At 71.7% G+C, this 25540-nt stretch carries 16 protein-coding genes; all 16 read left to right on the forward strand.

What is annotated here, in order from left to right; genetic code table 11:
- The first annotated feature begins 83 nt into the window (after window positions 1-83).
- The 16 genes from J8403_RS38650 to J8403_RS38725 are packed head-to-tail and all read left to right on the forward strand — an operon-like array spanning window position 84 to window position 25533.
- Window positions 84-1028, forward strand: coding sequence for a T4 family baseplate hub assembly chaperone (locus J8403_RS38650; RefSeq protein ID WP_211127243.1), 945 nt, complete (start codon window positions 84-86; stop codon window positions 1026-1028).
- Window positions 1021-1764: a hypothetical protein gene (locus tag J8403_RS38655; protein ID WP_211127244.1), complete on the forward strand. Its 744-nt coding sequence runs from the start codon at window positions 1021-1023 to the stop codon at window positions 1762-1764. Before J8403_RS38650 ends, J8403_RS38655 begins: the two co-directional genes overlap by 8 nt.
- 4 nt (window positions 1765-1768) lie before the next feature.
- Entirely contained in the window at window positions 1769-2704 is a 936-nt protein-coding gene (locus J8403_RS38660; RefSeq protein ID WP_211127245.1) for a Pvc16 family protein, read from the forward strand.
- A gap of 8 nt (window positions 2705-2712) precedes the next feature.
- Window positions 2713-5100, forward strand: a complete 2388-nt coding sequence (locus tag J8403_RS38665; protein WP_211128647.1) for an AAA family ATPase — start codon at window positions 2713-2715, stop codon at window positions 5098-5100.
- Window positions 5091-5384 carry a hypothetical protein gene (locus J8403_RS38670; RefSeq protein WP_211127246.1) on the forward strand — a complete coding sequence of 98 codons (294 nt, stop codon included), beginning with the start codon at window positions 5091-5093 and terminating at the stop codon, window positions 5382-5384. Before J8403_RS38665 ends, J8403_RS38670 begins: the two co-directional genes overlap by 10 nt.
- Window positions 5381-11917, forward strand: a complete 6537-nt coding sequence (locus tag J8403_RS38675) for an eCIS core domain-containing protein (RefSeq protein WP_211127247.1) — start codon at window positions 5381-5383, stop codon at window positions 11915-11917. Before J8403_RS38670 ends, J8403_RS38675 begins: the two co-directional genes overlap by 4 nt.
- Window positions 11918-11947: 30 nt before the next feature.
- Window positions 11948-12661, forward strand: coding sequence for a hypothetical protein (locus J8403_RS38680; protein ID WP_211127248.1), 714 nt, complete (start codon window positions 11948-11950; stop codon window positions 12659-12661).
- Window positions 12658-13344 carry a hypothetical protein gene (locus J8403_RS38685; RefSeq protein ID WP_211127249.1) on the forward strand — a complete coding sequence of 229 codons (687 nt, stop codon included), beginning with the start codon at window positions 12658-12660 and terminating at the stop codon, window positions 13342-13344. The genes J8403_RS38680 and J8403_RS38685 overlap by 4 nt, the downstream gene beginning before the upstream one ends.
- Before the next feature lie 6 nt (window positions 13345-13350).
- On the forward strand, window positions 13351-13743 hold the full coding sequence (locus tag J8403_RS38690) for a LysM peptidoglycan-binding domain-containing protein (RefSeq protein WP_211127250.1): 393 nt from the start codon (window positions 13351-13353) through the stop codon (window positions 13741-13743).
- Complete coding sequence (locus J8403_RS38695) at window positions 13733-14872, forward strand: hypothetical protein (protein WP_211127251.1); 1140 nt, start codon at window positions 13733-13735, stop codon at window positions 14870-14872. Before J8403_RS38690 ends, J8403_RS38695 begins: the two co-directional genes overlap by 11 nt.
- A gap of 17 nt (window positions 14873-14889) precedes the next feature.
- Window positions 14890-15423: a phage baseplate assembly protein V gene (locus J8403_RS38700; protein WP_211127252.1), complete on the forward strand. Its 534-nt coding sequence runs from the start codon at window positions 14890-14892 to the stop codon at window positions 15421-15423.
- 52 nt (window positions 15424-15475) lie between these two features.
- Window positions 15476-15820, forward strand: a complete 345-nt coding sequence (locus J8403_RS38705; protein WP_211127253.1) for a hypothetical protein — start codon at window positions 15476-15478, stop codon at window positions 15818-15820.
- Window positions 15817-16215: a GPW/gp25 family protein gene (locus tag J8403_RS38710; RefSeq protein WP_211127254.1), complete on the forward strand. Its 399-nt coding sequence runs from the start codon at window positions 15817-15819 to the stop codon at window positions 16213-16215. Before J8403_RS38705 ends, J8403_RS38710 begins: the two co-directional genes overlap by 4 nt.
- A complete protein-coding gene (locus tag J8403_RS38715) occupies window positions 16212-19457 on the forward strand; it encodes a putative baseplate assembly protein (protein WP_211127255.1) in 3246 nt (1081 codons plus the stop codon). The genes J8403_RS38710 and J8403_RS38715 overlap by 4 nt, the downstream gene beginning before the upstream one ends.
- The gene (locus J8403_RS38720; protein WP_211127256.1) at window positions 19454-23359 is read left to right on the forward strand and encodes a putative baseplate assembly protein; all 3906 of its coding nucleotides are present in this window, start codon (window positions 19454-19456) and stop codon (window positions 23357-23359) included. Before J8403_RS38715 ends, J8403_RS38720 begins: the two co-directional genes overlap by 4 nt.
- Complete coding sequence (locus J8403_RS38725; protein ID WP_211127257.1) at window positions 23356-25533, forward strand: hypothetical protein; 2178 nt, start codon at window positions 23356-23358, stop codon at window positions 25531-25533. The genes J8403_RS38720 and J8403_RS38725 overlap by 4 nt, the downstream gene beginning before the upstream one ends.
- Window positions 25534-25540: the final 7 nt, after the last annotated feature.

A 25540-nucleotide genomic window follows, 5' to 3' on the forward strand; every position in this document is an offset into this window, starting at 1 on the left:
CATCGTGACGGCGACGGTCATCGTGACGGCGCCGGTCGCGGGTACGGGGAACGGTACGTTACGGGGAGCGGACGGCCTGAGAGATGGGGAACACGGGGCCCGCGGAGCTGCTGGCCATCTGGGAGTCGGGGCTGGCGCACCACGGCCCCGGCCGCGCCCTGCTGCTGCACCGGGCGGCCCGCCCGGAGTCCGCCGCGGACGAACTGCTGTCGCTGCCGGTGGGCGAGCGCGAGGCGGACCTGTACGCCCTGCGGCGCGCGCTCTTCGGCGAGCGGATGCAGATCCGGGCCGAATGCGGCGCGTGTGGCGAGGCCATGGAGTTCGACCTCGACGCCCGCGACCTGGGGGTGCGCCCACGGGAGCGGGACGGGCCGCTCCGGGTGGAGGAGGGTGAGTGGACGGTCGAGTTCCGGCTGCCCACCGTCGCCGACCTCGAAGCGGCCGCGCAGGCGGCGCCCGGAACGGGCGGGCGTGTGGCGGGTGGAGCGGGCGGGCCTGCGGAGGGCCATGCGGGCGGGCGTGTGGCGGGCGACGTGGGTGGTCGTGCGGCGTCCGGACCGGGCGGGGCCGGGGACGGTCTCCTGGGTGAGGACGTGGGCGTGGGCGGGCCGGTGGCCGCGGGCGGTGGCGAGGCCGCCGATGCGTTCACGGCCGCGGCCCGCGCCCGGCGGGCCCTGCTCGCCCGCTGCCTCGTCTCCGTACACCGTGCGGGGCAGCCCGTCCCGGCCGACCGCCTCCCGGTGGCCGAACTGCCCGAGCCGGTGCAGCGAAAGCTCGCCGAGGCCGCCGAACGCGCCGACCCCGCGGCCGATGTGACGCTCAACGTCGCCTGCCCTGAATGCGGTGAGGCCACCCGGGCCGAGCTGGATATCGCCTCCTACCTGTGGGCCGAACTCGACCACTGGGCACGGGACCTGCTCCTCGATGTCCACCTGCTCGCCACCGCATACGGCTGGAGCGAGCCTCAGATCCTGGCGCTCAGCCCGCTGCGGCGCCGCTACTACCTGGAGCTGTGCGCAGATGGCTGACTTCTTCGACCGGCTGCTCGCGCGGCACGCCCCCGTGCCCGCGCCCGGGTCGGCGGCGGGCGGTGGCGCCGGCGACCGCCCGGTCCGGGCCCGGCCGCGGCTGCCAGGACCGTACGAGCGGATCGAGGCGCTGGGGGGAGATCGGCCGCTGCCGGGGGAGTCCGCGTCCACTCGGGTGGCCCCGCCACCGGCGGCCGACCGCCACCAGGAGGTGGTCCGGCACGAGCGCGAGGTCAGGACCGACCGGCACACCGTCATACGCGCCGAGCCCACACCGTACGAGGACGTGGAGCGGTACGCCGAACCCCCGGCCCCGGCACCGCTGTTGCTCCCCAGCACACAGATCACCGTCAGGCCGCAACCGGCCGCCCCCGACACCCCGGCCACCCGGCGGGGCGACACGGCCGCCCCGGCACCCGACGCCGCACCGGCCGCCGCCGGGCCCCGGCCCGGCCCGCCGTCCGGGGGCCTGTGGCCCGCGGCGGCCGCCGCGCCGCTGCCGCCCCGCGCGGCCGACGCAGCCATGGGCCGGGATGCCGCGCGGGTCCCCGCCGGGCGGCGCCGCGGCCGAGCCGCCCAGCGCACGGTGCATGTCCAGATCGGGCGGCTGGAGGTCACCGCCGCCGCCCCGCCCGGCGCCGACCGCGCCGCGGCCGCCCGCCCCGGACCGACGGGACGGCGCGCACCCGCGCTGAGCCTGGACGACTACCTGGCGCGCGGCGAGAGGAGGGACTGACACGATGAGCAACGGACTCGCGTTCGCGACCGTCACCCAGGCCCTCGCGCTGCTGATCGCGAACAATCTGCGGCCCGAGATCGACATCGCGGTCACGGTGGACACCCGTAGGCCCCCCACGGAGCCGCCCACCGAACCGACCATCAACATCTTCCTCTACCAGGTCACCCCGAACGCCTCCCTGCGCTCCACCGACCTGCCCACCCGGGCCTCGGACGGCACGCTGCTCAAGCGACCGGCCGCGGCGATGGATCTGCACTACCTGATCAGCGCGTACGGGGAGGAGTCCGAGCTGGTCGGGCAGCGCCTGATCGGCAGCGTGGTGCGCACCCTGCACGAGATACCGATCCTGCCCAAGGACGTGATCGAGGAGGCCGCCCGGCGCTCGTATCTGACGGGCAGCGACCTGGCCGATTCGCTGCAGCGGGTGCGCTTCACACCGACGCAGATGGACGTGGACGAGACCTCCAAGCTCTGGGGGATGCTCTACCAGACCCCGTATGTGCTGTCGGTCTGCTACCAGGGCTCGTTGGTCCTGATCGAGGGGCGCGAGCAGCCGGTCCCGGCGAAGCCGGTGGAACGGCCCACGGTGCGGGTGCTGCCCTTCGGCGCGCCGGGAGCGCCGGAGCCGCCCTCCCTGCCGGGGGCCGAGCCGGAGCGACCCGAGGAGCCCGCCCGGGCGGAGGCGGCGGCGGAGGAGGACGAGACCTCGGCCCCCGCCAAGCCCGCCAAGAAGCGTTCCGCCGCGGCGAAGACGGCCGCTGCCAAGACGCCCGCCGCCAAGACCGCCGCTGCCAAGACGGCCAAGGCCGCCGCCACCAAGTCGGCCGCGACCAAGACCACCAAGACCGCCGCCGCCAAGTCGGCCGCCTCGCCCGCCCGTACGCGCAAGGCCACGCCCCGGCGCCGCGGCGGGCGCTCCGAGGACACGGAGAGCTGAGGCGCGTGATGGGGGAGAAGGGGGTGGACGACAGCATGGGTACGCGGGACGGCCGCACATCGGCGGCCGCCGATGCCATCGCGGACGGTGACGGCGTCGCGGGCGGGGACGCCATCGCGGGTGGGGGCGCCAACGAGGGCGGGGACTCCGTCGCGGGTGGGGATGCCGTCACGCGTGGGAACGCCATCGCGGCCGAGGACGGCCAGGCCCTGGCCGCCGCCGTCCAGGCCGTGCTGGCCCGCGTCGACGCCCACGCGCGCCGCGCCACCTCCAACGGCTCCGGGCCCACCGCCTCCTCCTCCGGCGGCGCCGCCGCATCCCGAGATGCCGCCACCACCGCCCCCGCCGACGACGGCCATACGTCCCAACGGACCAGGTCCCAGGCGACGACCACCGGGCCCGCACCCAACGGCTCCCGTTCCGGCAGGAGTCGTACGCACAGCCCCTCCGCGGCCTCGGACGACGCCCCCGCCACCGCCGCCCAGCCGCCCCCCACCGGAGCCCGCGAGCGGCACACCGCCACCCACCCCGCCCCCACTCCGCAGGCGATCTCCGGCCCCGCCACCCTCGACGCGCTCGTGGCCTGCTTCGGCCTCAGTACCTTCGAGCGCCAGCTCGTCCTGCTGGCGGCGGCCGCCGAACTGGACCCCACCGCCGCCGCGCGGTGCGGCGCCGCCAGCGGCGACCCGACCCGTACGTACCCCACCTTCTCGCTCGCCCTCGCCGCCCTCGACGAGCCGCACTGGAGCGCGCTCACCCCCGTGTCCCCGCTCCGCCGCTGGCGCCTGATGGAGCTGGACGACGAGACCCGGCTCACCACCTCCCGGCTGCGGATCGACGAGCGCATCCTGCACTTCCTGGCCGGATCGCCCTACCTCGACGCCCGATTGCACGGACTGCTGCGCCGTGCGCAGGCCCCGCGGACCCTGCCCGCCTCCTACGGCCGGGCGGCGGACCGGGTGGCCGCGGGCTGGAACGAGTCCCGCCCGGAGGCCCCGCTGCGCGTCGAACTCGTCGGCGGCGACCTCACCACCCGTACCGACATCGCCGCCACGGCCGCCCGCCGTACCGGACTCGCCCTGTACGTCATGGCCTCGGACGACGTCCCCACCGACGCGGCCGAGCGCGACCGGCTCGCCCGCCTCTGGCAGCGCGAGGCCGTGCTGTTGCCCGCGGCACTCCTGCTGGAGGTCGGTGAGATGGACCGGGAACAGACGGCCGCCACCGACGCGTTCATCGCCGCCGCGGCCGTGCCCCTCGTCGTCTCCAGCCCGGACCCGCGCCCGACCGGCCGCCCGCGCGGTGAGCGCGTCACCGTGCCCGGGCTGGACGACGCCGAACAACTCGCCCTCTGGGCCGACGCCTTCGCCGACGTCCCGCGGATCCAGGAGCGCCATCTGCGGTCGCTGGTCGCCCAGTTCCAGCTGCCGCCGCATGTCATCCGCTCCGCGGCCGCCGCCGTACGCCGTGACCTCCCCGACGCGGACACGGGCGCAAACACGGGCGCGGAAACGGGCGCTGACACGGACGCGCTCGACCCCGCCGAACTCGTCTGGCGGGCCGGGCTCATCGAGGCGCGCATCGGTCTGGACGAGCTGGGCCGGCGGATCGAACCCGAGGCCGCCTGGGACGATCTGGTGCTCGCCGAGCACCAGTCGCGGATCCTGCGCGAGGTCGTCGCCCATGTGCGGCAGCGCGCCACCGTCCACCAGGAGTGGGGCTTCGCCGCGACACTCCGCCGGGGCCTCGGCGTCACCGCCCTCTTCGCGGGCGGCTCCGGCACCGGCAAGACCCTCGCCGCCGAGGTGATGGCCAAGGAGCTGGGCCTGGACCTCTTCATCATCGACCTCTCCCAAGTGGTCAGCAAATACATCGGCGAGACGGAGAAGAACCTGCGCAAGGTCTTCGACGCCGCCGAGCGCGGAGGCGCACTGCTCCTCTTCGACGAGGCCGACGCGCTGTTCGGCAAGCGCAGCGAGGTCAAGGACAGCCACGACCGATACGCCAACCTGGAGGTCAGCTATCTGCTGATGCGCATGGAGGCGTATCGCGGCCTGGCCATCCTCACCACCAACATGAAGAAGGCCCTCGACCCGGCCTTCATGCGCCGGATCCGCTTCGTCGTCGACTTCCCCTTCCCCGGCGAGAGCGAGCGCGCCGAGATCTGGCGCCGGGTGCTCCCCGCCCGGGCGCCGATGAAGGACATCGACCCCCAGCGCCTCGCCCAACTCACCGTGGCGGGCGGCTCGATCCGCAACATCGCGCTCTCGGGCGCCTTCCTCGCCGCGGAGGAGGGCGACCGCCTCCAGATGCGCCACATGCTCGCGGCGGCACGCACCGAGTACCAGAAGCTGGACCGTTCGCTCACGCCCTCGGAGGTCCACGGATGGGTCTGAACGAGCAACCGCGTGCGGTCCGGGTGGACATCGGCGAGCTGACGCTGTCCGGCTTCGGCGCCGGGATCGACCCGGACCGGGTCTCGGCGGCGTTCCAGACCGAGCTGACCCGCCTCGTACAGGAACGTGGCGTACCGCTGGCGGCGGCCGGGGAGGGCACGGCCATCGAGGCCCTGTCCGAGCTGCCCCCGCTCCCCGCCACCACCTCCCCGGCGCGGCTGGGCGAGGCCCTGGCCCGGGCCGTGCATGCGGGCCTGTCCGGAAGGGGGCGGGAGGGGACATGAGCAACACACCGTCCGCCACCCAGGACGACCGCGCGTCCCAGTCCGCCAAGCGCCGCAAGCGCAAGGAGCGGACCGGCAAGGCCCGTGCGCCCGAGCCCAAGGACATCGTCAGCGGCGCGGGACAGCCCCTCGACCCGAGCGTCCGGCGCGACCTCGAGGAACAGCTCGGCCACGACCTCGGCCAGGTCCGCCTGCACACCGACCGCGACGCCGGCCATCTCACCGAACTGCTGGGCGCGGACGCGGTGGCGGTCGGCCAGGACATCTTCTTCCGTGAGAACACCTACCGCCCCGGCACGACGGAAGGCCAACGGCTCCTCGCCCACGAACTGCTGCACACCGTCCAGAACCCCCACGGCCTCGGCACCCTGCGCGCGGGCCGCGACCTGGGCGCGGTGAGCCTGCCGCAGGACGCGATGGAGCGCGAGGCGGAGGGCACGGCGCGGGAGCTGGTCCGCGGCGGGCAACCGGTTGCGGACGTGGCGCCGCGGGAGTCCGCGACCCCGGGCTGGCTCCGCTACGCCACGGTCGACGCCGACCGCAACCGCATGGAGAAACTGGACCCGGCGACGCTGGTGGACCGTCTCGCCAATGGGGTGATCCGCTCCCTGCGCGGCGACCCCGAGGACCGCTCCAAGCGCACCCGTATGCAACTGGCGCGAATGCCGGACGAGGTGCAAGATGCCGTCCTCGACCGCCTGGAGACCAGGCTCCTCAGCTCGGAGCACGAGCGGGTGCTCGACTTCGTCGACGAGATCGAGGCGGACGACGATCTGGAGCGGGAGTCGCTGGCCGCCCCGGACGTCGAGCCGGATCCGGTCGCGGAGCTGCTGTTCGAGCGTGAGAGGGAGCGGGGGAGGGCGGAGGAGCGCCGCGAGGAGGACCGGCGCCCCGCGCCCGCGCCGGGTCCGGAGAAGGACGAGCCCGCGGGGGAGGGCGCGCCGGGCAGTACGCCGCGGAACGGTGGGGGCACACCCGAGCGGGAGGGCCGGGGCGGGAGCCAGGAGCAGAGGCCGGGCGCCGAGGCGGGGCGGGAGGGCGGAAGTCCCGCGTCGGGTGGGAAGTCCGGCGGTTCGGCCTCGGGGGCACCCGCCGCCGCGCCCTCGTCCCAGCAGCCGTCGTCGTCCTCTTCCTCGTCCTCGGGCGGGAAGCCGGAAGGCGGGCAGCAGGGTGGCGAGAAGAAGGCCGAGGGCTCCGAGAAGGGGAAGCAAGGGAAGGCGGGGGAGGGCAAGGAAGGCCAGGAGCAGCAGGGCGTCGCGACGCCGAGCAAGGAGGAGTCGGCGGCCAAGAACCGTCCGGGCGCGGCCGACGCGCTCGTGGCGGGTCAGCAGCTGAAGCAGCGGGACAAGCGGGGCGCGGAGAAACCCACCGGTTCGCCGACGGTGTCCGGCAAGGACACCCAGTCGCCCGGCGCGTTCTCCACCCTCGACGGCATGCGTGGCCAGGATCTGGACGGCCCGGAGGAGCAGGCCGAGGGGGATCCATTCGGCTCGGGCAGCGAGTCGGAGGTCGAGGTCGGGGGCGGGGAGAAGAGCGCCTGGGACATCAAGCTCCAGCCGGAGGACTTCCTGCCCGAGCAGGACCTCGATGTGTCCGGCGTACCGACCGCGGACACGCTCGACCCCTCCTCGTCCGCCACCCCTCCCGCCCCGTCGTTCCCCGCCCCACCGGTGACCAAGGCCGACAAGGTGCAGGCCGAACGGGACGCGGAGGACGCCGAGGACGAGGCGGCGGACGCCGAACCCGACGAGGACGCCTTGGACTCGGGCGCCGAGGCCGAGCCGTCGGCGGAGGCGGACGACGGCGCGGCGGCAGGCGGCGGGCTTGGCGCACTCGCCGTGGAGCAGGCCGCCGAGAGCCGACCGGGACCTGCCCTGACACGCGACCCGAAGAGCGGCGCCGATCCCAAGGACGGGCCCGTCGTCGCCCAGACGACGGTGCAGGAGGCCGCGGGCAGGTCGGAGGACGGCAGCGAAGCCACGGAACAGGCCGCGAAGGAGGAGAAGGGCACCTCCGCGGGGGGTGAGGCGTCCGGCGGTGCGCAGGAGAAGGCGTCCCAGCAGGCGGTGGGCGGCCAGGCGGCGCAGGAGCCCGCGGCCAAGGCGGAGCAGAAGAAGGCGGACGCGGAGCCGGCGGCCAAGAGCGAGCCCACGGCGGACGCCAAGTCCCCCTCACCCGCGAGGGACACCCAGGTCACGGGCGGCTCCAACGCGGATACGCCCGGCGGGGCGAGCAGCGGGGCGCAGAGCGAGCAGGGCACGCCGGCGGAGCGTACGGAGGCCCCGGCGGCGGAGGCCGCACCGCCCGCCCCGGAACCGAAGAAGTCCGCCGACCCTGCACCCTCGCCACCGAAGGAGACGCCGGCACCCAAGTCCGCGTCAGGAGCGAAGCCCACAGCGCCCAAGTCGGTCCCGGTCGCCAAGACACCGCGCGGCGGTGGTGGCGGTGGCGGAGCTGGTGGCGGCGGTGGCAAGGCGTCAGCCCCGGCCAAGGGCAAGAAGAAGGACTCGGGCCCGGCCCCGAACCTCTCCCAGGTGTCCCCGGAAGCGGGCCTGTCCACCGCCTCCAGGCTCAAGCCGCATGTGGCGCTGCAGGCCATGACCGGTGTGAGCGGCTCGGTGGACCGCACCGTCGGCGACGAACACAAGGCGCTCGCCGCCGCCCCGCCCTCGATGCAGCGCCCGGCGGGCGCCCCGCAGACCCTCCAGGGCAAACCGGCAACCGACGCCGCGGCCCAGTACTCGCAGGATCCGGCCCAGAAGTCCGAGGCGCCGGAGAAGGAAGATGCCGAGGTCACGGGCGCGAAGGAGCCAGAGGGGCAGATCGAGGCGGAGAAGGCCGAGGAGCCCGGCGGCTGGGACACCTTCAAGATGGCGCTGGGCTTCATCGGCGGCAAGATCGTGAACGGGGTCGCGAGCCTCTTCGGCGCCGACAAACCCGTAGTGGACCCGCAGGAGTTGGCCGCGAAGTTCGCCGGGCTGCCGACCAAGGACGAAGCGCTCAAGCAGGCCCAGGCGGGCAACGCGCCGGGCGTGCAGATGCGGGGCGACGCCGACCGGACGGCCGGTGAGCAGGGCTCCGCAGTCGACACCAAGGGCCAGGAGACCGTCGCGACGGGCCGCGACGACGCGGGCCGTGGGATGGGCGAGGACCAGGTCTATCCCGACGCGCCCAAGGAGCAGATGTCCGCCAAGGTGCCCGGGCAGGGAGGCGGCGGGGGCGGCGGTGCGCCCGGCGGCGGCGCGGCGACGGGGGCCGTCCCTCCCGAGGCCGCGTCGGAAGTGGCCGAGCACGAACGCGGACCGCAGTTCCAGGCGGCGTTCACCGACGGCCAGAAGGGCATGTCCGAGGGGCGGCAGACCAAGGACCGTGACTTCCGGGACGGTCAGCAGAAGCACAAACAGCAGGTCGACGCCGAGGTCGCGGGCAATACGAAGAGCCAGGCGAGCGAGCGCGAGAAGGCGATGACGGAGGTCACCGCCAAGCGCGCGGACTGGCGCACGGAGCAGGACAAGGAGCTCCAGTCGCTCGGCGACAAGAAGACCGAGCGCCACGAGAAGATCCGTAGGGACGTCAAGGACAAGGAAGAGCAGACCGACAAGGACGTCGACAAGGAGAAGGACGACAGCGACAAGAAGATCAAGGACAAGGGCGACCAGGCCGAGCGGGACGCCGAGAAGAAGCGCGACGACAGCGTCCAGGAGTCGGGCAACTGGATCTCGAAAGCCTTTGAATGGATCAAGAACAAGGTCATCGAGATCAAGAACGCGATCGTCCGTGTCATCCGGGAGGCGCGGGACGCGGTCGTCAACTTCATCAAGAACTTCAAGGAGACCGTCGAGCGCTGGATCAACGACGCCCGCAAGGCGATCGTCGACGCGATCAAGAACTTCATCAATGACCTGATCGAGTTCGCCAAGGCGATGGTGCGGGCCGTCATCGACCTTGCCAAGCGCATCCGGAACTTCATCACCGGCCTGATCAACGCCGCGATCGCCCTCGTCAACAAGCTCGCCACGATGCTCAAGCAGGCCATCACCGACCTGCTGAACGCCCTCGGCAAGCTGCTGAGCAGCATCCTGGACGTCCTCAAGAAGATGCTGATGGACGTCATCAAGGCCGTCGTGGACGCGGTCAAGGCGGTCCTGGACTTCGCCTCCAAGCTGCTGGGCGCGCTCGGCGACTTCATGCTCATCGCGGTCGACTTCCTCACCGACCCTGGCGGGTGGCTGAGCGGCGCGAAGAATTCGGCCGTGGACGGTGCGAAGAACCACCTCTTCCGCGAGGTGAAGTCGGCCGTCAAGGAGTGGTTCCAGTCCAAGATCCAGGAGATTATCGGCGTCCCGAAGGCGATCCTGGACAAGCTGTTCAAGGGCGGCTTCACGCTGGAGCAGATCGTCAAGGAGACGTGGGACGCGATCGTCCCCCAACTGCCGTTGATCATCGGCGAGATCGTCATCACGAAGGTCATCGCCAAGCTGATCCCGGGGGCGGGCTGGGTGATGGCCGTCATCGACGCCATCCGCACGGCCATCGGCGCGCTCGGCGCGATCCTGCGCGCGGTGGGCGCGGTCCTCGACTGGCTGAAGCTCGTCCGCATGGGCGGCGCGGGAATCCTCTTCGCGAAGGCCGTCGCGGCGGGCATTGTGGCGCTTCTCGAATTGGCCTACCAGGCGCTGCTGTCGGGGATCGGCAAGTACGTCGCGAAGGTGGGCCGGCGCTTCAGGGCCATCGCGGCGAAGCTGGGGCAGGGCAAGGGCGGCAAGGGTGGGGCGGGGGGCAAGGGCGGTGCGGACGAGGGGGCGGGTAAGCCCGGCAACCAGAAAACCCAAGAGCCGCCCCCGCCCGGGACGACCACCCCCACAACGCGCCCGACGGCAACCACCACGAAGCCGAAGCCCGACACGAGGCCGGACCCCAAGAAGCCCACAACGCAGCCGCAGACCAAGCCCACCCGGCCGGAAACCCCTGGCAGGCCGAAGCCAACATCGGAGACCAAGACCCCGGCCTCCACCACGAAGGACAAGAACGGCAAACCCAAGCCCACCGAAGACCGCCCGGACACCCGGCCGACCCCCTCCCCGAAACCCAAGCCCAAGCCGGAACCCCCGGCCAAGCCGAAGCCCGAGCCGCAGCCGAAGCCCAACCCCAAGGACGACAAAACCCCGGGCACCCCCAAGGACGACAAGGGCCCCGAGGACAGGCCGAAGAACGACGACACGTCCTCGCCCAAGGACACCAAGGATCCCAAGGACCAGGACCCGACCAAGCCCAAGCCCGACAAGGACGACCCCAAGAAACCCAAGCCCGACAAGGACGGCGACAAGCCCGGCGCCCGAAAGCCCAAACCCGACAAGGACGGCCCCGGCAGGCGGCCGAGGAAGAAGGGCCCCGACAAGCGCAAGCCCCATCCCGGCAAGAGCGGCCCGGGCCGGCCCAAGTCCAAGCCGCACAAGCAGCGACAGAAGAAAGATGAGGAATCGCCCGCCGCAAAGATGGCGCGATTGACGCTCATCGTCCAACGACTTCGACGCATCCTGCGTCCCAAGTTGCGGCGAGGAATTCCTCGACTCATTCACATGGCAATGCTTGCAGGGCTGCGGCTGCACTTCAGACTTACGAGCCTGCAACGCGCGGGAGGAAAAGAATTCACCGACGTCGCAACCTTGAATCCGACGCTTCCCGTAACCCCAGGAGAATATTCAGCCGACGATGAAGATGATTACATAGAAATCCCGGCCGATCCATCTCTGCCAAAGACGAAGATCCCAAATTTTGCCGACAATAAGTTGGCGCGGAACTTCAAAGCCGAGTACATCAACAAAGCATTCGTCGGCACTCACGGTGAGGAATCAACTGAAGCAGAGTTGGCAACAGAACCCATCGGCTTCAGGCATTTAAACAAATACGACTTCAATACCGATAGGCGAAACCTCTGGGTTCGCATGCACCTATTGACGAAGCGACTGGGAGGGCCTGCGAAGGGTTCTAACCTGATACCAGCGCGACGCGGCGTCAATACCAGGTTCAAGTGGGATGTCGAGCGGTACCCAGAGAATTGGGTGAGGTCCGGGGATAAGAAGCCGGTGTGGTACAAGGTGGATCTCAACTACCATGCCGGTAGCATTATCGGATTCCCGAGTCACCTACGAACAGAGTGGGGGATATACGAGCCGAATCGCGAGCGCGGCACATGGGAAGAGAAACCCGCTCCAGCCGGACTTCCATCCAGTAAGTCAAATTCCACTCTAGAAAAGCCGCCGGTGCCGAATCCGTCAAACAGGGCCTTCGTTAATCATGACCCTGTATCACGCCTCGAAAGAATGCTCTTCATTCGAGAGTCGTTCGCAAAGTTGATCGAGGAAGCCGCAAGATCCAGGAATCGCAACATCAGGACAAAGGTGCAGCTTCTCGCCACCATAGACGCCCTGCATAGCAAAAAGAAAACACCCCTCGAGAATTATGCCGCAGACAAGCAGAATCTCATCGACGCCGTAAATCAAGGGCATGCCACTTTCGACCCAAAGCCATAGTGGCCTTGACGACACCCGAAGGGCGGTGCCATGCGCGAACTGAGTTTCACGGAAAAGGCCCACCTGAAGTCATTCAACGAGCTCCGTCAGTGTAGCTCTGTAGACGTTCTGTTCGAAAACTTGGGAATCTGGGGAGAGGCTGAGCCTCCCGGAACCCTGAGGGGGGTATTTGAAAATCTGAGTGGATGGGAAGGGGTGATTTTGGATCCGGGCCTGGAAAATTGCATGGTAGGGATTTCTGAGATGTCCTCCTGCTGGACCACTGTTGGCACCTCCCGTCGCCTCCGAGGGGAGTTCTCGATCAAGGAGTTCTTTGACTGCCTTCTTGACCTCCCGCCCGAACCCGGGCGGGACGGATCTCCATCGAAGGAATCGGAGTTCTACTCACAGCTCCGAATCATCGACTACGCACCTCGAGCGGCGAATGGAATGCTATCGGCCGTTCGTGTTCAGCCTAGCGTGAACCCTCTGGAAATTTGGTTTATCGACAGCAACTTGGACCGAACTGCAGAATATGAGGATGAATGCATCCGAATGGATGTGGACTACTGTGGATACCTTGAGGCTCTAGTTATGACGAAGGGTGTTTTCGGCTGGCAGTACCTTTTTACCGAGGCGTCTATCCGAGATGAACGTTTCAGGGACTTCGCAGATAACTTGACGTACATGCTGGAGCTGTTTCCTCGGCTCTTCCCTGACTACGACTATTCGCCATTGCTTGCCCGCCTGGAGGCCCGTCTATGACCCGCTACCCCGACATCCCCAAACCCATCCGCTCCGGAATAGTCCTCGTCGATCCTGAGCGGGGGACGCCGCAGCGCATCATTGTGCTGCAGTTCAATCCGGACACACTGGAGCGGTCATTGGCTCCCCAATCCGCCGGCGACCAAGCCGACAGCGGCGGAGGCGGCAGCGGGAGCGGGGACAAGAACGAGGCGCTGCGCCTCAAGGGCCCCGCCCAGGAGACATGGAAGTTCACGGCGGAGATCGACGCGACCGATCAGTTCGAGGTGGCCGCGCCCGACGGGATACACCCGCAACTCGCGACGCTCGAAATGCTCGTGCAGCCGACCACCGCCAAACTGCGGGAGGCCATGCGGCTGTCCAAGAAGGGGACCATCGAGATCAGCCCGCTCGAGATGCCGCTGACCCTCTTCACCTGGGGCAGCAAGCGCGTCATGCCGGTCCGCATCACCGAGCTCTCCATCAACGAATCGGCGTTCGACGTCAACCTCAACCCCATCCGCGCCTCCCTCAGCATCGGGCTGAAGGTGCTCACCGTCAGTGATCTCCCCGCCGGCCACCGGGGCGCAGAGCTTTATCTCGCGCATCTCGCGCAGAAGGAGCGGCTCGCCGCGGCGGCCCGCGGAGGCGCACTCAGCGCGTTGGGGTTGAACAGCGGGGATATCGGACTGGGGAGGGTGTAGAGGCAGATGACAGAGCCACAGCCGTACGAGAGCGCGCTCGACGCGATTCCGGGGGCGCACCCCTACCCCCGCTCCAGCCGTTACCACGACGCCGAGATCGGGATCCACACCCAGCCCGACGGCACCCCCGTCCGGTACGTCAAGCGGCGGCTGCTGCCGCCCCTCGGCGAGCCGGACGAGAACACCGCCACCCACACCGTCAGCAGCGGCGAGCGCCCCGACCACCTCGGTCAGCGCTACTTCGGCGACCCCGCCGCCTGGTGGCGGATCGCCGACGCCAACCCTGTCCTCGACCCTCGCGAGCTGACCGCCGAGCCGGGTGAGGAGATCGAGATCCCGGACGGGTTCCCGAGCGGGTTCCCCGGAAGCGGGCCAGGGGGTGGGATGCGTGGCCGATGAGCCCGTCGGGCAGGGGCCCATTCACCTCGAATTACGGATGGGGCCCAAGCTCACCCGCCCCGTGCCCCCCGAGGTCACCGAGGCGCTGCTGTCCGCGCAGATCACCACCACCGCGGGCGAACGCAGCGGCTTCCAGCTGGCGTTCGACCTCACCAAAAAGGGCGCGATCATCGACCGGCTGCTCCCGGAGGGGTTCTTCGACCCCCGCACCCGCGTGGTCGTCACGGCCGCCGTCAAGGGCACGCCGATCGTCCTCCTCGACGGGCTCATCGTGCGCCACGAGGTGGGGGCCAGCAATCAGCCGGGGCAGACGACCCTCACCGTCACCGGCGAGGACCTCACCCTCCTCATGGACCTCGAGGAGCGGACCGACCGCTATCCCAACCTCCCGCCCTTCAAGCGCGTGACGCGCATCCTCTCGAAGTACACCGACTACGGGATCGAGGCGGAGGTCATCGAGGAGAAGATCCTCCAGCCGCCCAACGCGCAACGCCGCGTCGACTACCAGACCGGCACCGACCTGCAGTACGTCACCGACCTCGCGCAGGCCAACGGCTACGTCTTCTACCTCATCCCCGGGCCCGTGGCCGGGGTCTCCACCGCCTACTGGGGCCCCGAGAAGCGCGTCGGGACACCCCAGCACGCGCTCAGCGTCAACATGGACGTCAACTCCACCGTCGACCAGCTGACGTTCGCCTACGACGGCACCGCACGGGAGGAGCCCCAGGCCCGGTGGCAGGACCCGGCCACCCGCACCTCCACCCTCCTCGCCCAGCCCGACATCAGCCCCCTCAGGCCGCCCCTCGGCAAGCGGGCCACCCCCGCCCTCAAGCGCAAGACGCTCTCCGGCACGGCCAAGAAGGACCGGGCGCAGGCCGAGGCCGAGGCGCTGGCGCGGGCCGCCGTCTCCGCCGACGCCATCTCCGGTTCCGGCTCGCTGGACGTCAATCGGCACGGGTACATCCTCCAGCCACGCCAGCTCGTCGGCGTCCGGGGCGCCGGGGCCACCTATGACGGCGAGTACTACGTCAAGTCCGTCACCCACCATCTGCGGCCCGGCTCTTTCCAGCAGAACTTCACCCTCACCCGCGAAGGGCTCATCGCCCGGAGCGACACCGTTCGGGCCTGAGCCCTCAAGGAGCCCCTATGGCGGCAACGCCCAACAACCGCTTCCTCGGCAAGTTCCGGGGCCGGGTGCGGGATAACCAGGACCCGCTCGGAATAGGCCGGATCACCGTCGAGGTGCCCGATGTCCTCGGCGATGAGCCGTCGACCTGGGCCATGCCCTGCTTTCCCTTCACCGGGGACCAGCTGCGGCCCGCCGGGCAATATGTCGTGCCCTCCGTCGGGGCCGGGGTGTGGGTGGAGTTCGAGCAGGGCGACCCCAGCTTCCCCATCTGGACGGGGTGCTGGTTCGGGGCCAGGGAGCAGCTCCCGGAGGACGCGCGGACCGATCCGGCGACCGCGCACCCCGTGGTGATCCAGACACCGGGGAAGCACAAGATCGTGATGTCCGACGTTCCGGCCGAGGGCATTTTGCTCCAGGCGCCCGGCGGCGCGTCCATACGGATCGACGCGACCGGCGTGCACATCGACAACGGCCAAGGGGCCTCCGTCTCCCTGGTCGGAGACCAAGTCGACCTCAACCAGGGCCGGTTGACCGTGCCCAAGAAGCGATAACCAGCCTGCTAGCCACCTAGCCAGCGCACGAGAACGGGGAGGGACAAGGGACGTGTCCGGGAATTCCGGCAATCTCGTCAGCCATACCGCCGTGATCAGTTGCCCGCACGGCGGACGCGTACGGGCGGCATCCGTTCCGTCGTCCGGTGTGCGGCTCGACGGGCAGCCCATGCCATCCGCCGACGACGTCTTCACGGTCGTCGGCTGCCCGCACACCGTCGACCGCGTCCCACTGCCGTGCACCACCGTCCGGTGGACTCCGGACCGCGATGCGGTGCTGATCGACGGTGTGCCCGTACTGCTCGACACCTCCTCGGCACAGTGCTTCAGCGCGGGGCTCGTGCCGCAGGGGCCACCGGTCGTCTCCGCCGCGCGGCAAGGGGTGAGGTGCGGATGAGGACACGGACCGGCAGGAGCCGCACGGTACGGACCGACATCGCCTTCCCGTTCCGGATCGACCGGCGCGGGCGCACCGCACACGCGGACCACGACGAGCACATACGCGATCTGATCGAGCAGTTGCTCTTCACCAGCCCGGGCGAGCGCGTCATGCGGCCCGACTTCGGATGCGGCCTCCTCGACCTCGTCTTCACGCCCAACAGCCCCGAACTGGCCTCCGCCGTCGAGCTGTCCGTCCAGGCGTCGTTGCAGCGGTGGCTCGGCGAGCTGATCGAGGTGGAGTCGCTGGACGTGGTCAGCGAGGAGAACGTCGTGCGTGTCCATCTGCGGTACGTGGTGCGCGCCACCGCCAGTCTGCGCGACGAGGTGTTCGAGGGGAGGGGATCCGCATGAACCAGCAGACCGCCGGGTCACGGCGCGGTCTCATCAGGGCCGCCCACCTCAACGGAGTCGACGCCGTCGAAGTCGGCGACAGCACCGAACAGGGCACCACCCTCACCGTCACCTTCCTCGGCAAGGCCCCGCACGGCCTGTGCCCGGAGAACGTACGCATCGACGGCGGCCGCCGGATCACCGGCATCGAGGTCCTCGACATCTCCGTCGAGCGCGAGGAGGACCCGGAGCTCGACGACAAGCTGCACGTCACCGTCGACCGGGCCGGGGACACCTCCGCCTACCGGCTCTCCCTCGTGGACACCGATCCCTACGGGCGGCCCGGCACCGAGCCCTTCCCCGGCTTCGACCAGCGGTATTTCTCCGCCGAGTTCACCTTCCGGCCCGACTGCCCCACCCCCTTCGACTGCGTGGACGGCAAGGAAGCGGGCGACGACCTCCCCGCCACCTTCCGGCCCGCGCACGCTCCCGGTCCCGCCCCCGTCATCGACTACACCGCCCGCGACTACGACACCCTCCGCCAGGTCGTCCTGGACCGGCTGCGCCTGACCACCCCCGACTGGATCGAGCGCAACGCCGCCGACCTCGGCACCACCCTGGTCGAGCTGCTCGCCTACACCGCCGACCAGATCAGCTACCAGCAGGACGCGGTCGCCACCGAGGCCTATCTCGACACCGCCCGCCGCCGGGTGTCCGTACGCCGCCACGTACGGCTCATCGACTACGCCATGCACGACGGCTGCAACGCCCGCGCCTTCGTCACCGTGGAGACGGTCGAGCCGCTGACCCTGGACCCGGGGGAGTACCGCTTCGCCGCCGTGGATATCCGTACGCTCGGCCCGCTGGACCGGCCGGACATCGGGGCGGTGCTCGACGACCGGGAGCTGGCCGTGCTCGACGAGCGCGGGTCGGTGGAGGTGTTCGAGCCCGTCGTCACCGATCGACCCCTCCACCTGCGGCCGGAACACCACCGCATCCGCCTGTGGACCTGGGGCGGCGAGGTCTGCTCGCTGCCCGTCGGCGCCACCTCCGCCACGCTGCGCGACGCATGGGCCGACGAGAAGTGCGAAACCCGCACGATCGACCTGCACCCCGGCGATCTGCTGCTCTTCGAGGAGGTGCGGGGGCCGCGCTCCGGCACGCCCGGCGACGCCGACCCGTCGCACCGGCAGGCCGTGCGCCTCACCTCCGTCACCCCCGCCGTCGACCGGCTCGCCGAACAGCCGGTGCTGGAGGTCACCTGGGCGGCGGAGGACGCCCTGGCCTTCCCGCTGTGCCTGTCAGGCACAGCGGGAACGCGAGGCGGTACGGACTGCGCACCCATCGAGGACGTCAGCGTGGCGCGCGGCAATGTGGTGCTCGTCGACCACGGGCGCTCGCTGACCTTCTGCTGCGGCACACCGGAGACCTTCACCGTGCCGCCCGTCCCCGCCGTCGTCGGCTCGTGCGAACCTCCCGCCTTCGGCTGCTTCGACAAGGACGCCGGCAACGCGCCCGCGCGGCTCATCGACTCCCTGCTGGACCGGGCCCGCCACGGGCGGCCGCTCACCGCCGACGACGTACGGGAGCTGTTCACCACCGTCGGCCTCGAGGCGACCGGCCGGGCCGGGATCGGCCTGGAGTCGGCCGGGCAGCGGCGCGAGAAGGTCGTGCCCGGCACCGCGTACGCCCAGGCCGAGGCCCTGCGGACACTTCTCGCCCAGTCCGTCTACCCGGGGATCGCGCCGCGCTTTCGGCCCGTACTGCACCAGGCGCCCGTCACCCAGGCCGTGCCCTTCCCCGATCCGCGCCATATCGCCGCCGGGCAGGCCGAGCACCTGGCCGCCATTCCGGGGCGGGTGCGGCAGCGGCTCACCGAGCTGTGGCGCAGCGCCCGCGACCGCGACGGGCTCTCGGACGAGGAGATCGCCGAGCTCACCGTCCTGTTCGGGCTGCGCGTGCTGGAGCGCCTCCAACTGGCCCGCCACCCCGTCCGCGCGCTGCGCGAACTGCTGCACCGCTGCGACCGGCTGCTCGACGCCAAGCTGCGGCGCCTTGGCGCACTGACCGCCAGGGCCCGGGCGGGCACCGTCCTGGACGGGCGCATCGCCTGGGAGATCGCCCACAGTTGGGGCCGGGCCTACGCGGCCGGGCTGCGCCCCGAGGACCCGGTGCTGCACGGACCGGCCGCCGCCCTCGCCCCAGATCCACGGGCCGCGCTCCCCGCCGTACGGATCGAAGCCGACGGCGAGACCTGGACACCGCGCCGCGATCTGCTGGGCTCCCGCCCCCGGGACCGTCACTTCGTCGGGGAGCTGGAGGACGACGGCCGCATCGCGCTGCGCTTCGGCGACGGCCGCTACGGCGCCGAACCGGCGCCCGGGGGGCGGCTCGCCGTCCACTACCGGATCGGCGGCGGCACGGCGGGCAACGTCGGGCCCGAGGCCATCAACCACCTGGTGCTGTGCCGGGATCCGGAACGCCCCGAAAAGGCTGCCACCGGGCGACCCCTGCCCGTGGCCGGGGTGCGCAATCCGCTGCCCGCCGTCGGCGGCACCGAGCCCGAGCCGGTCGAGCAGGTCCGCCAGCTCGCCCCGCTCGACCTGAAGCGCACCCGGCACCGGGCCATCACCGCCGAGGACTACGCGGCGCTCGCCTCCGGGCTGCCCGGTGTGCGGCGGGCGGCGGCGGAGATCCGCTGGACCGGCAGTGTGCAGGAAGCGCACATCGCCATCGACGCGTACGGGACCGGGGCGCCGTCCCCCGCCCTCCTCGACTCGGTCGCGCACGCCCTGGAGGGCTACCGCCGGATCGGACACGACCTGGTGGTCGGCCCGGCCCGCGCCGTGCCGTTGGACATCGCGCTCGCCGTGTGCGCCGCGCCCGGGCACCAGCACGGGCAGATCCTCGCCGAGCTGTACCGGGCGCTGGGCAGCCGCCGGTTCTCCGGCGGGCGGCTCGGCTTCTTCCACCCCGACGCCCTGACTTTCGGCGAACCGGTGCGGCTCAGCCGGCTGGTGGCCGTCGCCGCGGCGGTGCCGGGCGTGCTGAGCGTCGAGGTCACCCGGCTGCGACGGCTGTGGCACGAGGGGCTGGAGGGACCGAAGGGGCCCGACGACGGCACCTCGTACGAGACATCGCACGGCGAGGCGCTGGAGGACGGCATCCTGCGGCTCGGCCCCCTGGAGATCGCCCAATGCGACAACGACCCTGACCGGCCCGAGAACGGCCGTCTGGTCATCGAGCTGAAGGGGGCCCGATGAGCGACCACCCCGACCACATCAACTCCGGTGGCTGCGGCTGCGGTTGCGGCGGCCACGACGAGCGCCGGGCCCCCGGTGCCCCGCACAACCCGCCCGGCCGCACCGCCCTGGACTACCGCGTCGGCGACTACGGCTCCTTCCTGGCCGCCATGCTCGACCGGCTCGCCTCTCCCGCCTACCCCGCGCTGCGCGGCCTGACCGTGCGCACCCCGGACGACCCGGCCATCGGGCTGCTGGACGCCTGGGCGGTCCTGGGCGACCTGCTGACCTTCCACTCCGAGCGCATCGCCGACGAGGGCTATCTGCGCACCGCCCACGACCACCGCTCGCTCGCCCTCCTGGGGCGGCTGGTCGGGCATGTGCCACGGCCCGGCGTGGCCGCCGACACCCACCTCGCGTACACCCTGGACCGGGATCCGCGCGCCGAGGACGTGGTGGTGACGATTCCGCGCGGCGCCATCAGCCACAGCGTCCCGGCGGCCTCCGACGAGGAGTCGCAGACTTATCAGACGAGCGAGGACCTGGCTGCCCGCTGGGCCTGGAACGAACTGGCGGTGCGCCGCCGCAGGCCCGCCCTGATCGGCCCCGACGACCTGCGGCGAAGGTCCGAACTGTTCGTCTCGGGGACCTCGCTCGGGCTGACCGTCGGCGACAAGCTGCTCTTCGTCTTCGGCGGTACGGCCGAGTCCGGGAGTGGGGGGCAGCGGCTGCTGCTGCCGGTCGCGCGCGTGAGCGTCGACCGTGAGGAGGACGTGACGGCGATCGGGCTGCCGGAGTCCGCCCCGCCGTCCCTCAAGGAACTGGTGGACGAGGTACGCCGGTGGATCACCGACCCCGAGGCGGGCGAGGACCCGGACGACCGGGGGGACGCCGAGCCCGCGCCGGACCATCCCAATCCGCGTCCCGTCAGCCGTCTGATCGAGGAGTTCGACGCGCAGGTGCTGGCGCCGCTGCGAGCCGACCTGGACGGGATCACCACGCCCGCGCAGCTCGCCCGGCGGCTCGCCGAACCGCACGACCGGCTGGCGGAGGCACAGGTGCTGGCCGCCCCGTACGAGGAGGTCGCCGCCTGGTTCGAGCGGCTGGAGGCGGTTCTCGGCCAACTGCGAGAGCACGCAGGGGAGTTGGATTCCTCCGGTCCCGGCGGCGAGGTGCGGCTGAGGTCGCAGCTCGCCGAGGACCGGCCCGCGGCCGACAGCGCCACCGGGTCCCCTGCCACCGCCGCCCACGGCTCCGCCGCCGTACGCGCGCTCGGCGCCGTCCTCCCCGCCCTGCGCACCGGTGTCGTACGGCCCCCCTCCGGCGCCCGCTCCACGGCGGCGCACGATCCGAGGCGGCTCTTCGGGCCGGGCTCCGACCTGGCCGCCGGGCTGCTCTCCGCCCTCGACCCAAGGGTGGCCCACGGGATGTACGCGGCGTGGCGGCGGGCCGCCCCGGCCGCCACCGCCCCGCCGGGGACCGTCCCCCTCCTGCGCGAGCTGCTGGCGATGCGGGTGACGGCCGCGCCCTTCGGGGCGATGGCGCCGCTCAAGCCGGTGCAGGACGACCGGGGCCGGGTCATCCGGCAGACCGACTGGCCGCTGACCGGCGGTGAGCTGACCGCCGTACGGATCGTGTACGACACGGCGGGCAAGGTGCCGGTGAAGGCGGAGTTCCAGCACATCGAGACCGGGACGTCGTGGCAGCGCTCCGAGAACCTGCCGCAGAGCGCCGAGTTCGACCTCGGCCCCGGAAAGGTCCAGCTCTCCACCCGCCTCGGCCAGGACCATGACCTGGGCTGGCTCAGGAGCCGTCCCACCGACTCGCAGGAGCCCGGTGTCACCGCCACCCTGCTGCCCGGACTGCCCCCGCTCACCCTGTTCGTGTCCCGGCCCGCCGAGGACGGCCGGGTGCATGTGGTCGTGGAGAACGGGGAGACCCAGCAGTGGATGCTGAGCCGTGGCGAGCCCCCGAAGCAGATCCCGTACGGGAGCTACGAACTGACGCTGCGGTTCACCCCCGGCAGCGAGCCGCCGGCCGTCGAGATCGGCATCGCCACCGTGCCCGAGCCCGCCAACCGCTATGTCCTGCCACTGGATTCGGTCCAGAACTCCGTCACCGTCGGCAGCTGGGTGGCCATCGAGCGCCCCCGCAAGGGCTCCGGCGAGCCGGACGGCATTCCGGGCGACAAGAACCTCGCCTTCGTCACCACACGCGTCGTCGCCGTGCGCACCGCCGCGTACACCAACTACGGCATCACCGGCCGCGGCACCCAGCTCACGCTCGCCGACCCGTGGCTCGACGAACACGATGTGCTGCTCTCCGCGATCCGCGACACCACCGTGCACGCGGGCGGTGAGCCGCTGCGCCCGGCGGACGAGCCACTGGGCGAGGATGTGCACGGCAACGAGATCGAGCTCGCCGAGCTGTACGACGGGCTGCGGCCGGGCCGCCGGATCGCCGTCTCCGGCGAGCGCACCGACATCCCGGGCCCGGCCGGGCCGGGCGGCCCGACGGGGGTGCGGGGCACGGAACTGGCGATGATCGCCGCCGTGGACCAGCGCGTCGACCCCGAACTGCCCGGCGACCACGTCCACACCACCCTGACCCTCACCGCCGACCTGGCGTACCGCTACCGCCGGGAGACGGTCCGGGTCCAGGGCAACGTGGTGCCCGCCACCCACGGCGAGAGCCGTGACGAACCCATCGGCAGCGGCGATCCCGCCCTGGCCAACCAGACCTTCGCGCTATGGCAGTCGCCACTGACCTGGCTCCCCGCGGACAACCCGCTGGGCGCCACCCCCGCCCTCGACATTCGGGTCGACGGGCTGCTGTGGCACCGGGTGGACAGCCTCGCCGGACGCGGACCGTACGAGCGCGTCTACGTCACCGGGACCACCGGCGACGGGCGGACCACGGTGACCTTCGGCGACGGGGTGCACGGGGCCCGGCTGCCCAGCGGCCACGAGAACGTACGGGCCCGCTACCGCTTCGGCACCGGCAAGGCCGCCAACGTCCCCGCGGACCGCATCACCCAGGCCCTGACCCGGCCGCTGGGCGTCACCGCCGTCACCAACCCGCAGCCCGCCACCGGTGGCGCGGACGGCGACGGCCCGGGGATGACCCGCCGCACCATCCCGCTCGCCGTCTCCGCGCTCGACCGGCTGGTCTCCCTCCAGGACTACGAGGACTTCGCCCGATCCCGCGCGGGCATCGGCCGAGCCCTGGCCCGCGAACTGTTCGAGGGGCGGCGCAAGGTGCTTCATGTCACCGTGGCCGGGGTGGACGACGCGCCGATCGGCGCGGACGCGGAGGTGCTGCGCGCCCTGCGCACCTCGCTGGCCGCCTACGGGGACACCCGGCTGCCGGTCCGGGTGGATGTGCGCGAGCTCGTCCTGCTGGTACTGGTGGCGCGGGTGAAGGTGGCGCCGGACCACTCCTGGGAGCTGGTCGAACCGCGGCTGCGCCAAGCCCTGCTGCGCGAACTGGGCTATCCGGGCCGGGAGTTGGGGCAGCCCGCCGTGCTCTCCGAGGTCCTCGCCACCGCCCAGTCGGTGCCCGGTGTGGACTATGTGGACGTGGACGCCTTCACCGGCGTCCCGGCCTCCAGCACCCCGCGGGAGCTGGCCGACCTGGCCGGCCGGCTCACCGAGCCCAGCGCCGTGGTCCCCGCCCGGCCCGCCGAGTACGCCGAGGACACCTACCGGGTCACCGCCACGGACGGCGAGACCCTCACCGACATCGCCGGGCGCCACGGCATCCCGCTCGCCGAACTGCTCCGCCTCAACCCCGACATCACCGACACCCGCCGGCTCGCCGAGGGCCGCTCGGTGTCCGTCTTCCGCGGCATCCGCCCGGCGCGGCTCGCGCTGCTCTCACCCGATGTCCCGGACACGCTGATCCTTACGGAGGTCACCTCATGAGCAGGGAGCCGGACGGGCTCGCCGAGCTGCTTCCGCAGTGGCACCGCCTCAGGGACGCCGAGGCGGGCGAGCCCCTGCGCGCCCTGCTCGCCGTCATCGCCGAGCAGGTCGATCGCGTACGCGACGGGGCCGAGCGGAGTTACGACGACTGGTTCGTGGAGACCGCCACCGCATGGGTGCTGCCCTACCTCGGCGATCTGGTGGGCTACCGCCCGCTGCCCGGCTACGAACGGGTCCTGGCCACCGGACTGCGCGACGGCGGGCCGCCGGACGCGTCCCGGGCACGGCTGGCCGAGGCACTGGCGCCGCGCCGCGACGTCGCCGCCACCGTGGCCAACCGGCGGCGCAAGGGCACGCTCGCGCTGCTGGAGGAGCTCTCCGCGTCGGTGGCCGGATGGCCCGCCCGCGCCGTGGAGTTCTCCCGGCTCACCGCGCACCAGCAGCCGGTCAAGCTCTACGGCGGGACGGGTGGCGCGGCGGCGGACCTGCGCAGGCTCTCCCGGGGCCGGCTCGCCGATCTGCGGGACGGCGCGGCGCTGGACCTGGCGGGCGGGCCGTTCGGGACGGTGGCGCGCTCGGTGGACGTACGGCGCGCGGGCTCCCGCCGCAGGCAGGGCGGCCACACCCCGGCCGGGGTCGGGCTGTTCGTCTGGCGGCTGAAGCCCTACCACGTGACCAAGGCGCCCGCGTACTGCATCGACCGGGCCCGCAACCTCTACACCTTCTCGATCCTCGGCAACGACACCCCGCTGGTGACCCGGCCCGAACCCGAGCCGTCCACCGCGCACATCGCCACCCTCGACAACGTGCCCGCGTACATCGGCCGCCGGCAGCTCGCGGACCATCTCCTCGACTCCTACGGACCCGGCAAGAGCTTCACCGTCTGGCGCGACGGCCACGACGAGCCCGTACCGCCGTCGGACATCGTGGTGGCCGATCTGACCGACTGGCGCTACCGGGCGAAGCGCGGCCAGGTGGTCATCGACCCCGAGCGCGGCCGGATCGCCTTCGGCTCGCGCGCCGCGCCACGCCACGGCGTCTGGGTCACCTACCACTACGCGTACCCCGACGACATGGGCGGCGGGGAGTACGAGCGGGACGACCGCGAGACCTCCCCGGCCGCGGAGGTCTACCGGGTCGGGCCGGGCTGCGCCCATCAGCGGATCATGGACGCGTACCGGCAGTGGCAGCACGACCGGCGGGGCGGGCGGTGCGGCCCCGAGGGCATCATCGAGATCACCCACAGCGGCGCCTACCAGGAGCAGCTGGACTTCGACCTGGACCCGGGCGACCGCCTGGAACTGCGCGCCGCCGAGGGAACCCGGCCGGTGATCCGGCTGCTGGACTGGTACAGCAACCGCCCCGACGCGCTCAATATCCGGGCGCGGGAGGAACCGGAGCACCCCGGTGGCCAGGCGCCGCGCATCGTGCTGGACGGGCTGCTGATCGCGGGGCGCGGCCTCAATGTCACCGGGCCGGTCGGCGCCGTGGTGCTGCGCCACTGCACCCTCGTCCCCGGCTGGTCCCTGGAGCCGGAGTGCGAGCCGCGCTCGCCCGACGAGCCCAGTCTGGTCCTGGAGCGCACCACCGCATGCGTCCAGATCGAGCGCAGCATCCTCGGCACCATCGAGGTCATCGGCGAGGAGGTGCACACCGACCCGCTCGCCCTCCACATCCGCGACTCCATCCTGGACGCCACCGGACACGACCGCCCGGCGCTGTCCGCCCCGGACTGCCGCCACGCCCACGCCGTGCTGCACGCCCACCGCACCACCGTCATCGGCGAAGTGCACACCCACGCCGTCCAGATCGGTGAGAACAGCCTCTTCACCGGGCGGATGCACGTGGCCCGGCGCGGGGTCGGATGTCTGCGGTTCAGCTATGTGCCGCCCGGCTCGCGCACCCCCCGCCGCCACCGCTGCCAGCCGGATCTGGTGGGGGCCGAGGAGGCGTGGCGGGTGCGGCCGTTGTTCGGCGGCGAGCGGTACGGCACACCGGTGTACGGGCAGTTGGCGGCCGGCTGCGCGGAGGAGGTTCGCCGGGGCGCCGAGGACGGCGCCGAGATGGGCGCCTTCCACGACCTGTACCAGCCGCAGCGCGAGGACAGCCTACGGGCGCGGCTCGCGGAGTACGCCCCGGCGGGCACGGACGCGGGAGTCATCGCCGTGACATGACCCGATG

The sequence above is a fragment of the Streptomyces yatensis genome, from assembly GCF_018069625.1.
GTDB classification, from domain to species: domain Bacteria; phylum Actinomycetota; class Actinomycetes; order Streptomycetales; family Streptomycetaceae; genus Streptomyces; species Streptomyces yatensis.

Excerpts from the sequence above, each read along its gene's own strand:
- J8403_RS38700 (WP_211127252.1), top strand. The coding sequence starts at position 14,890 with ATGGCGGCAACGCCCAACAACCGCTTCCTCGGCAAGTTCCGGGGCCGG.
- J8403_RS38720 (WP_211127256.1), top strand. The coding sequence starts at position 19,454 with ATGAGCGACCACCCCGACCACATCAACTCCGGTGGCTGCGGCTGCGGT.
- J8403_RS38655 (WP_211127244.1), top strand. The coding sequence starts at position 1,021 with ATGGCTGACTTCTTCGACCGGCTGCTCGCGCGGCACGCCCCCGTGCCC.
- J8403_RS38670 (WP_211127246.1), top strand. The coding sequence starts at position 5,091 with ATGGGTCTGAACGAGCAACCGCGTGCGGTCCGGGTGGACATCGGCGAG.
- J8403_RS38715 (WP_211127255.1), top strand. The coding sequence starts at position 16,212 with ATGAACCAGCAGACCGCCGGGTCACGGCGCGGTCTCATCAGGGCCGCC.
- J8403_RS38710 (WP_211127254.1), top strand. The coding sequence starts at position 15,817 with ATGAGGACACGGACCGGCAGGAGCCGCACGGTACGGACCGACATCGCC.
- J8403_RS38665 (WP_211128647.1), top strand. The coding sequence starts at position 2,713 with ATGGGGGAGAAGGGGGTGGACGACAGCATGGGTACGCGGGACGGCCGC.
- J8403_RS38660 (WP_211127245.1), top strand. The coding sequence starts at position 1,769 with ATGAGCAACGGACTCGCGTTCGCGACCGTCACCCAGGCCCTCGCGCTG.
- J8403_RS38725 (WP_211127257.1), top strand. The coding sequence starts at position 23,356 with ATGAGCAGGGAGCCGGACGGGCTCGCCGAGCTGCTTCCGCAGTGGCAC.
- J8403_RS38650 (WP_211127243.1), top strand. The coding sequence starts at position 84 with ATGGGGAACACGGGGCCCGCGGAGCTGCTGGCCATCTGGGAGTCGGGG.
- J8403_RS38685 (WP_211127249.1), top strand. The coding sequence starts at position 12,658 with ATGACCCGCTACCCCGACATCCCCAAACCCATCCGCTCCGGAATAGTC.
- J8403_RS38675 (WP_211127247.1), top strand. The coding sequence starts at position 5,381 with ATGAGCAACACACCGTCCGCCACCCAGGACGACCGCGCGTCCCAGTCC.
- J8403_RS38680 (WP_211127248.1), top strand. The coding sequence starts at position 11,948 with ATGCGCGAACTGAGTTTCACGGAAAAGGCCCACCTGAAGTCATTCAAC.
- J8403_RS38690 (WP_211127250.1), top strand. The coding sequence starts at position 13,351 with ATGACAGAGCCACAGCCGTACGAGAGCGCGCTCGACGCGATTCCGGGG.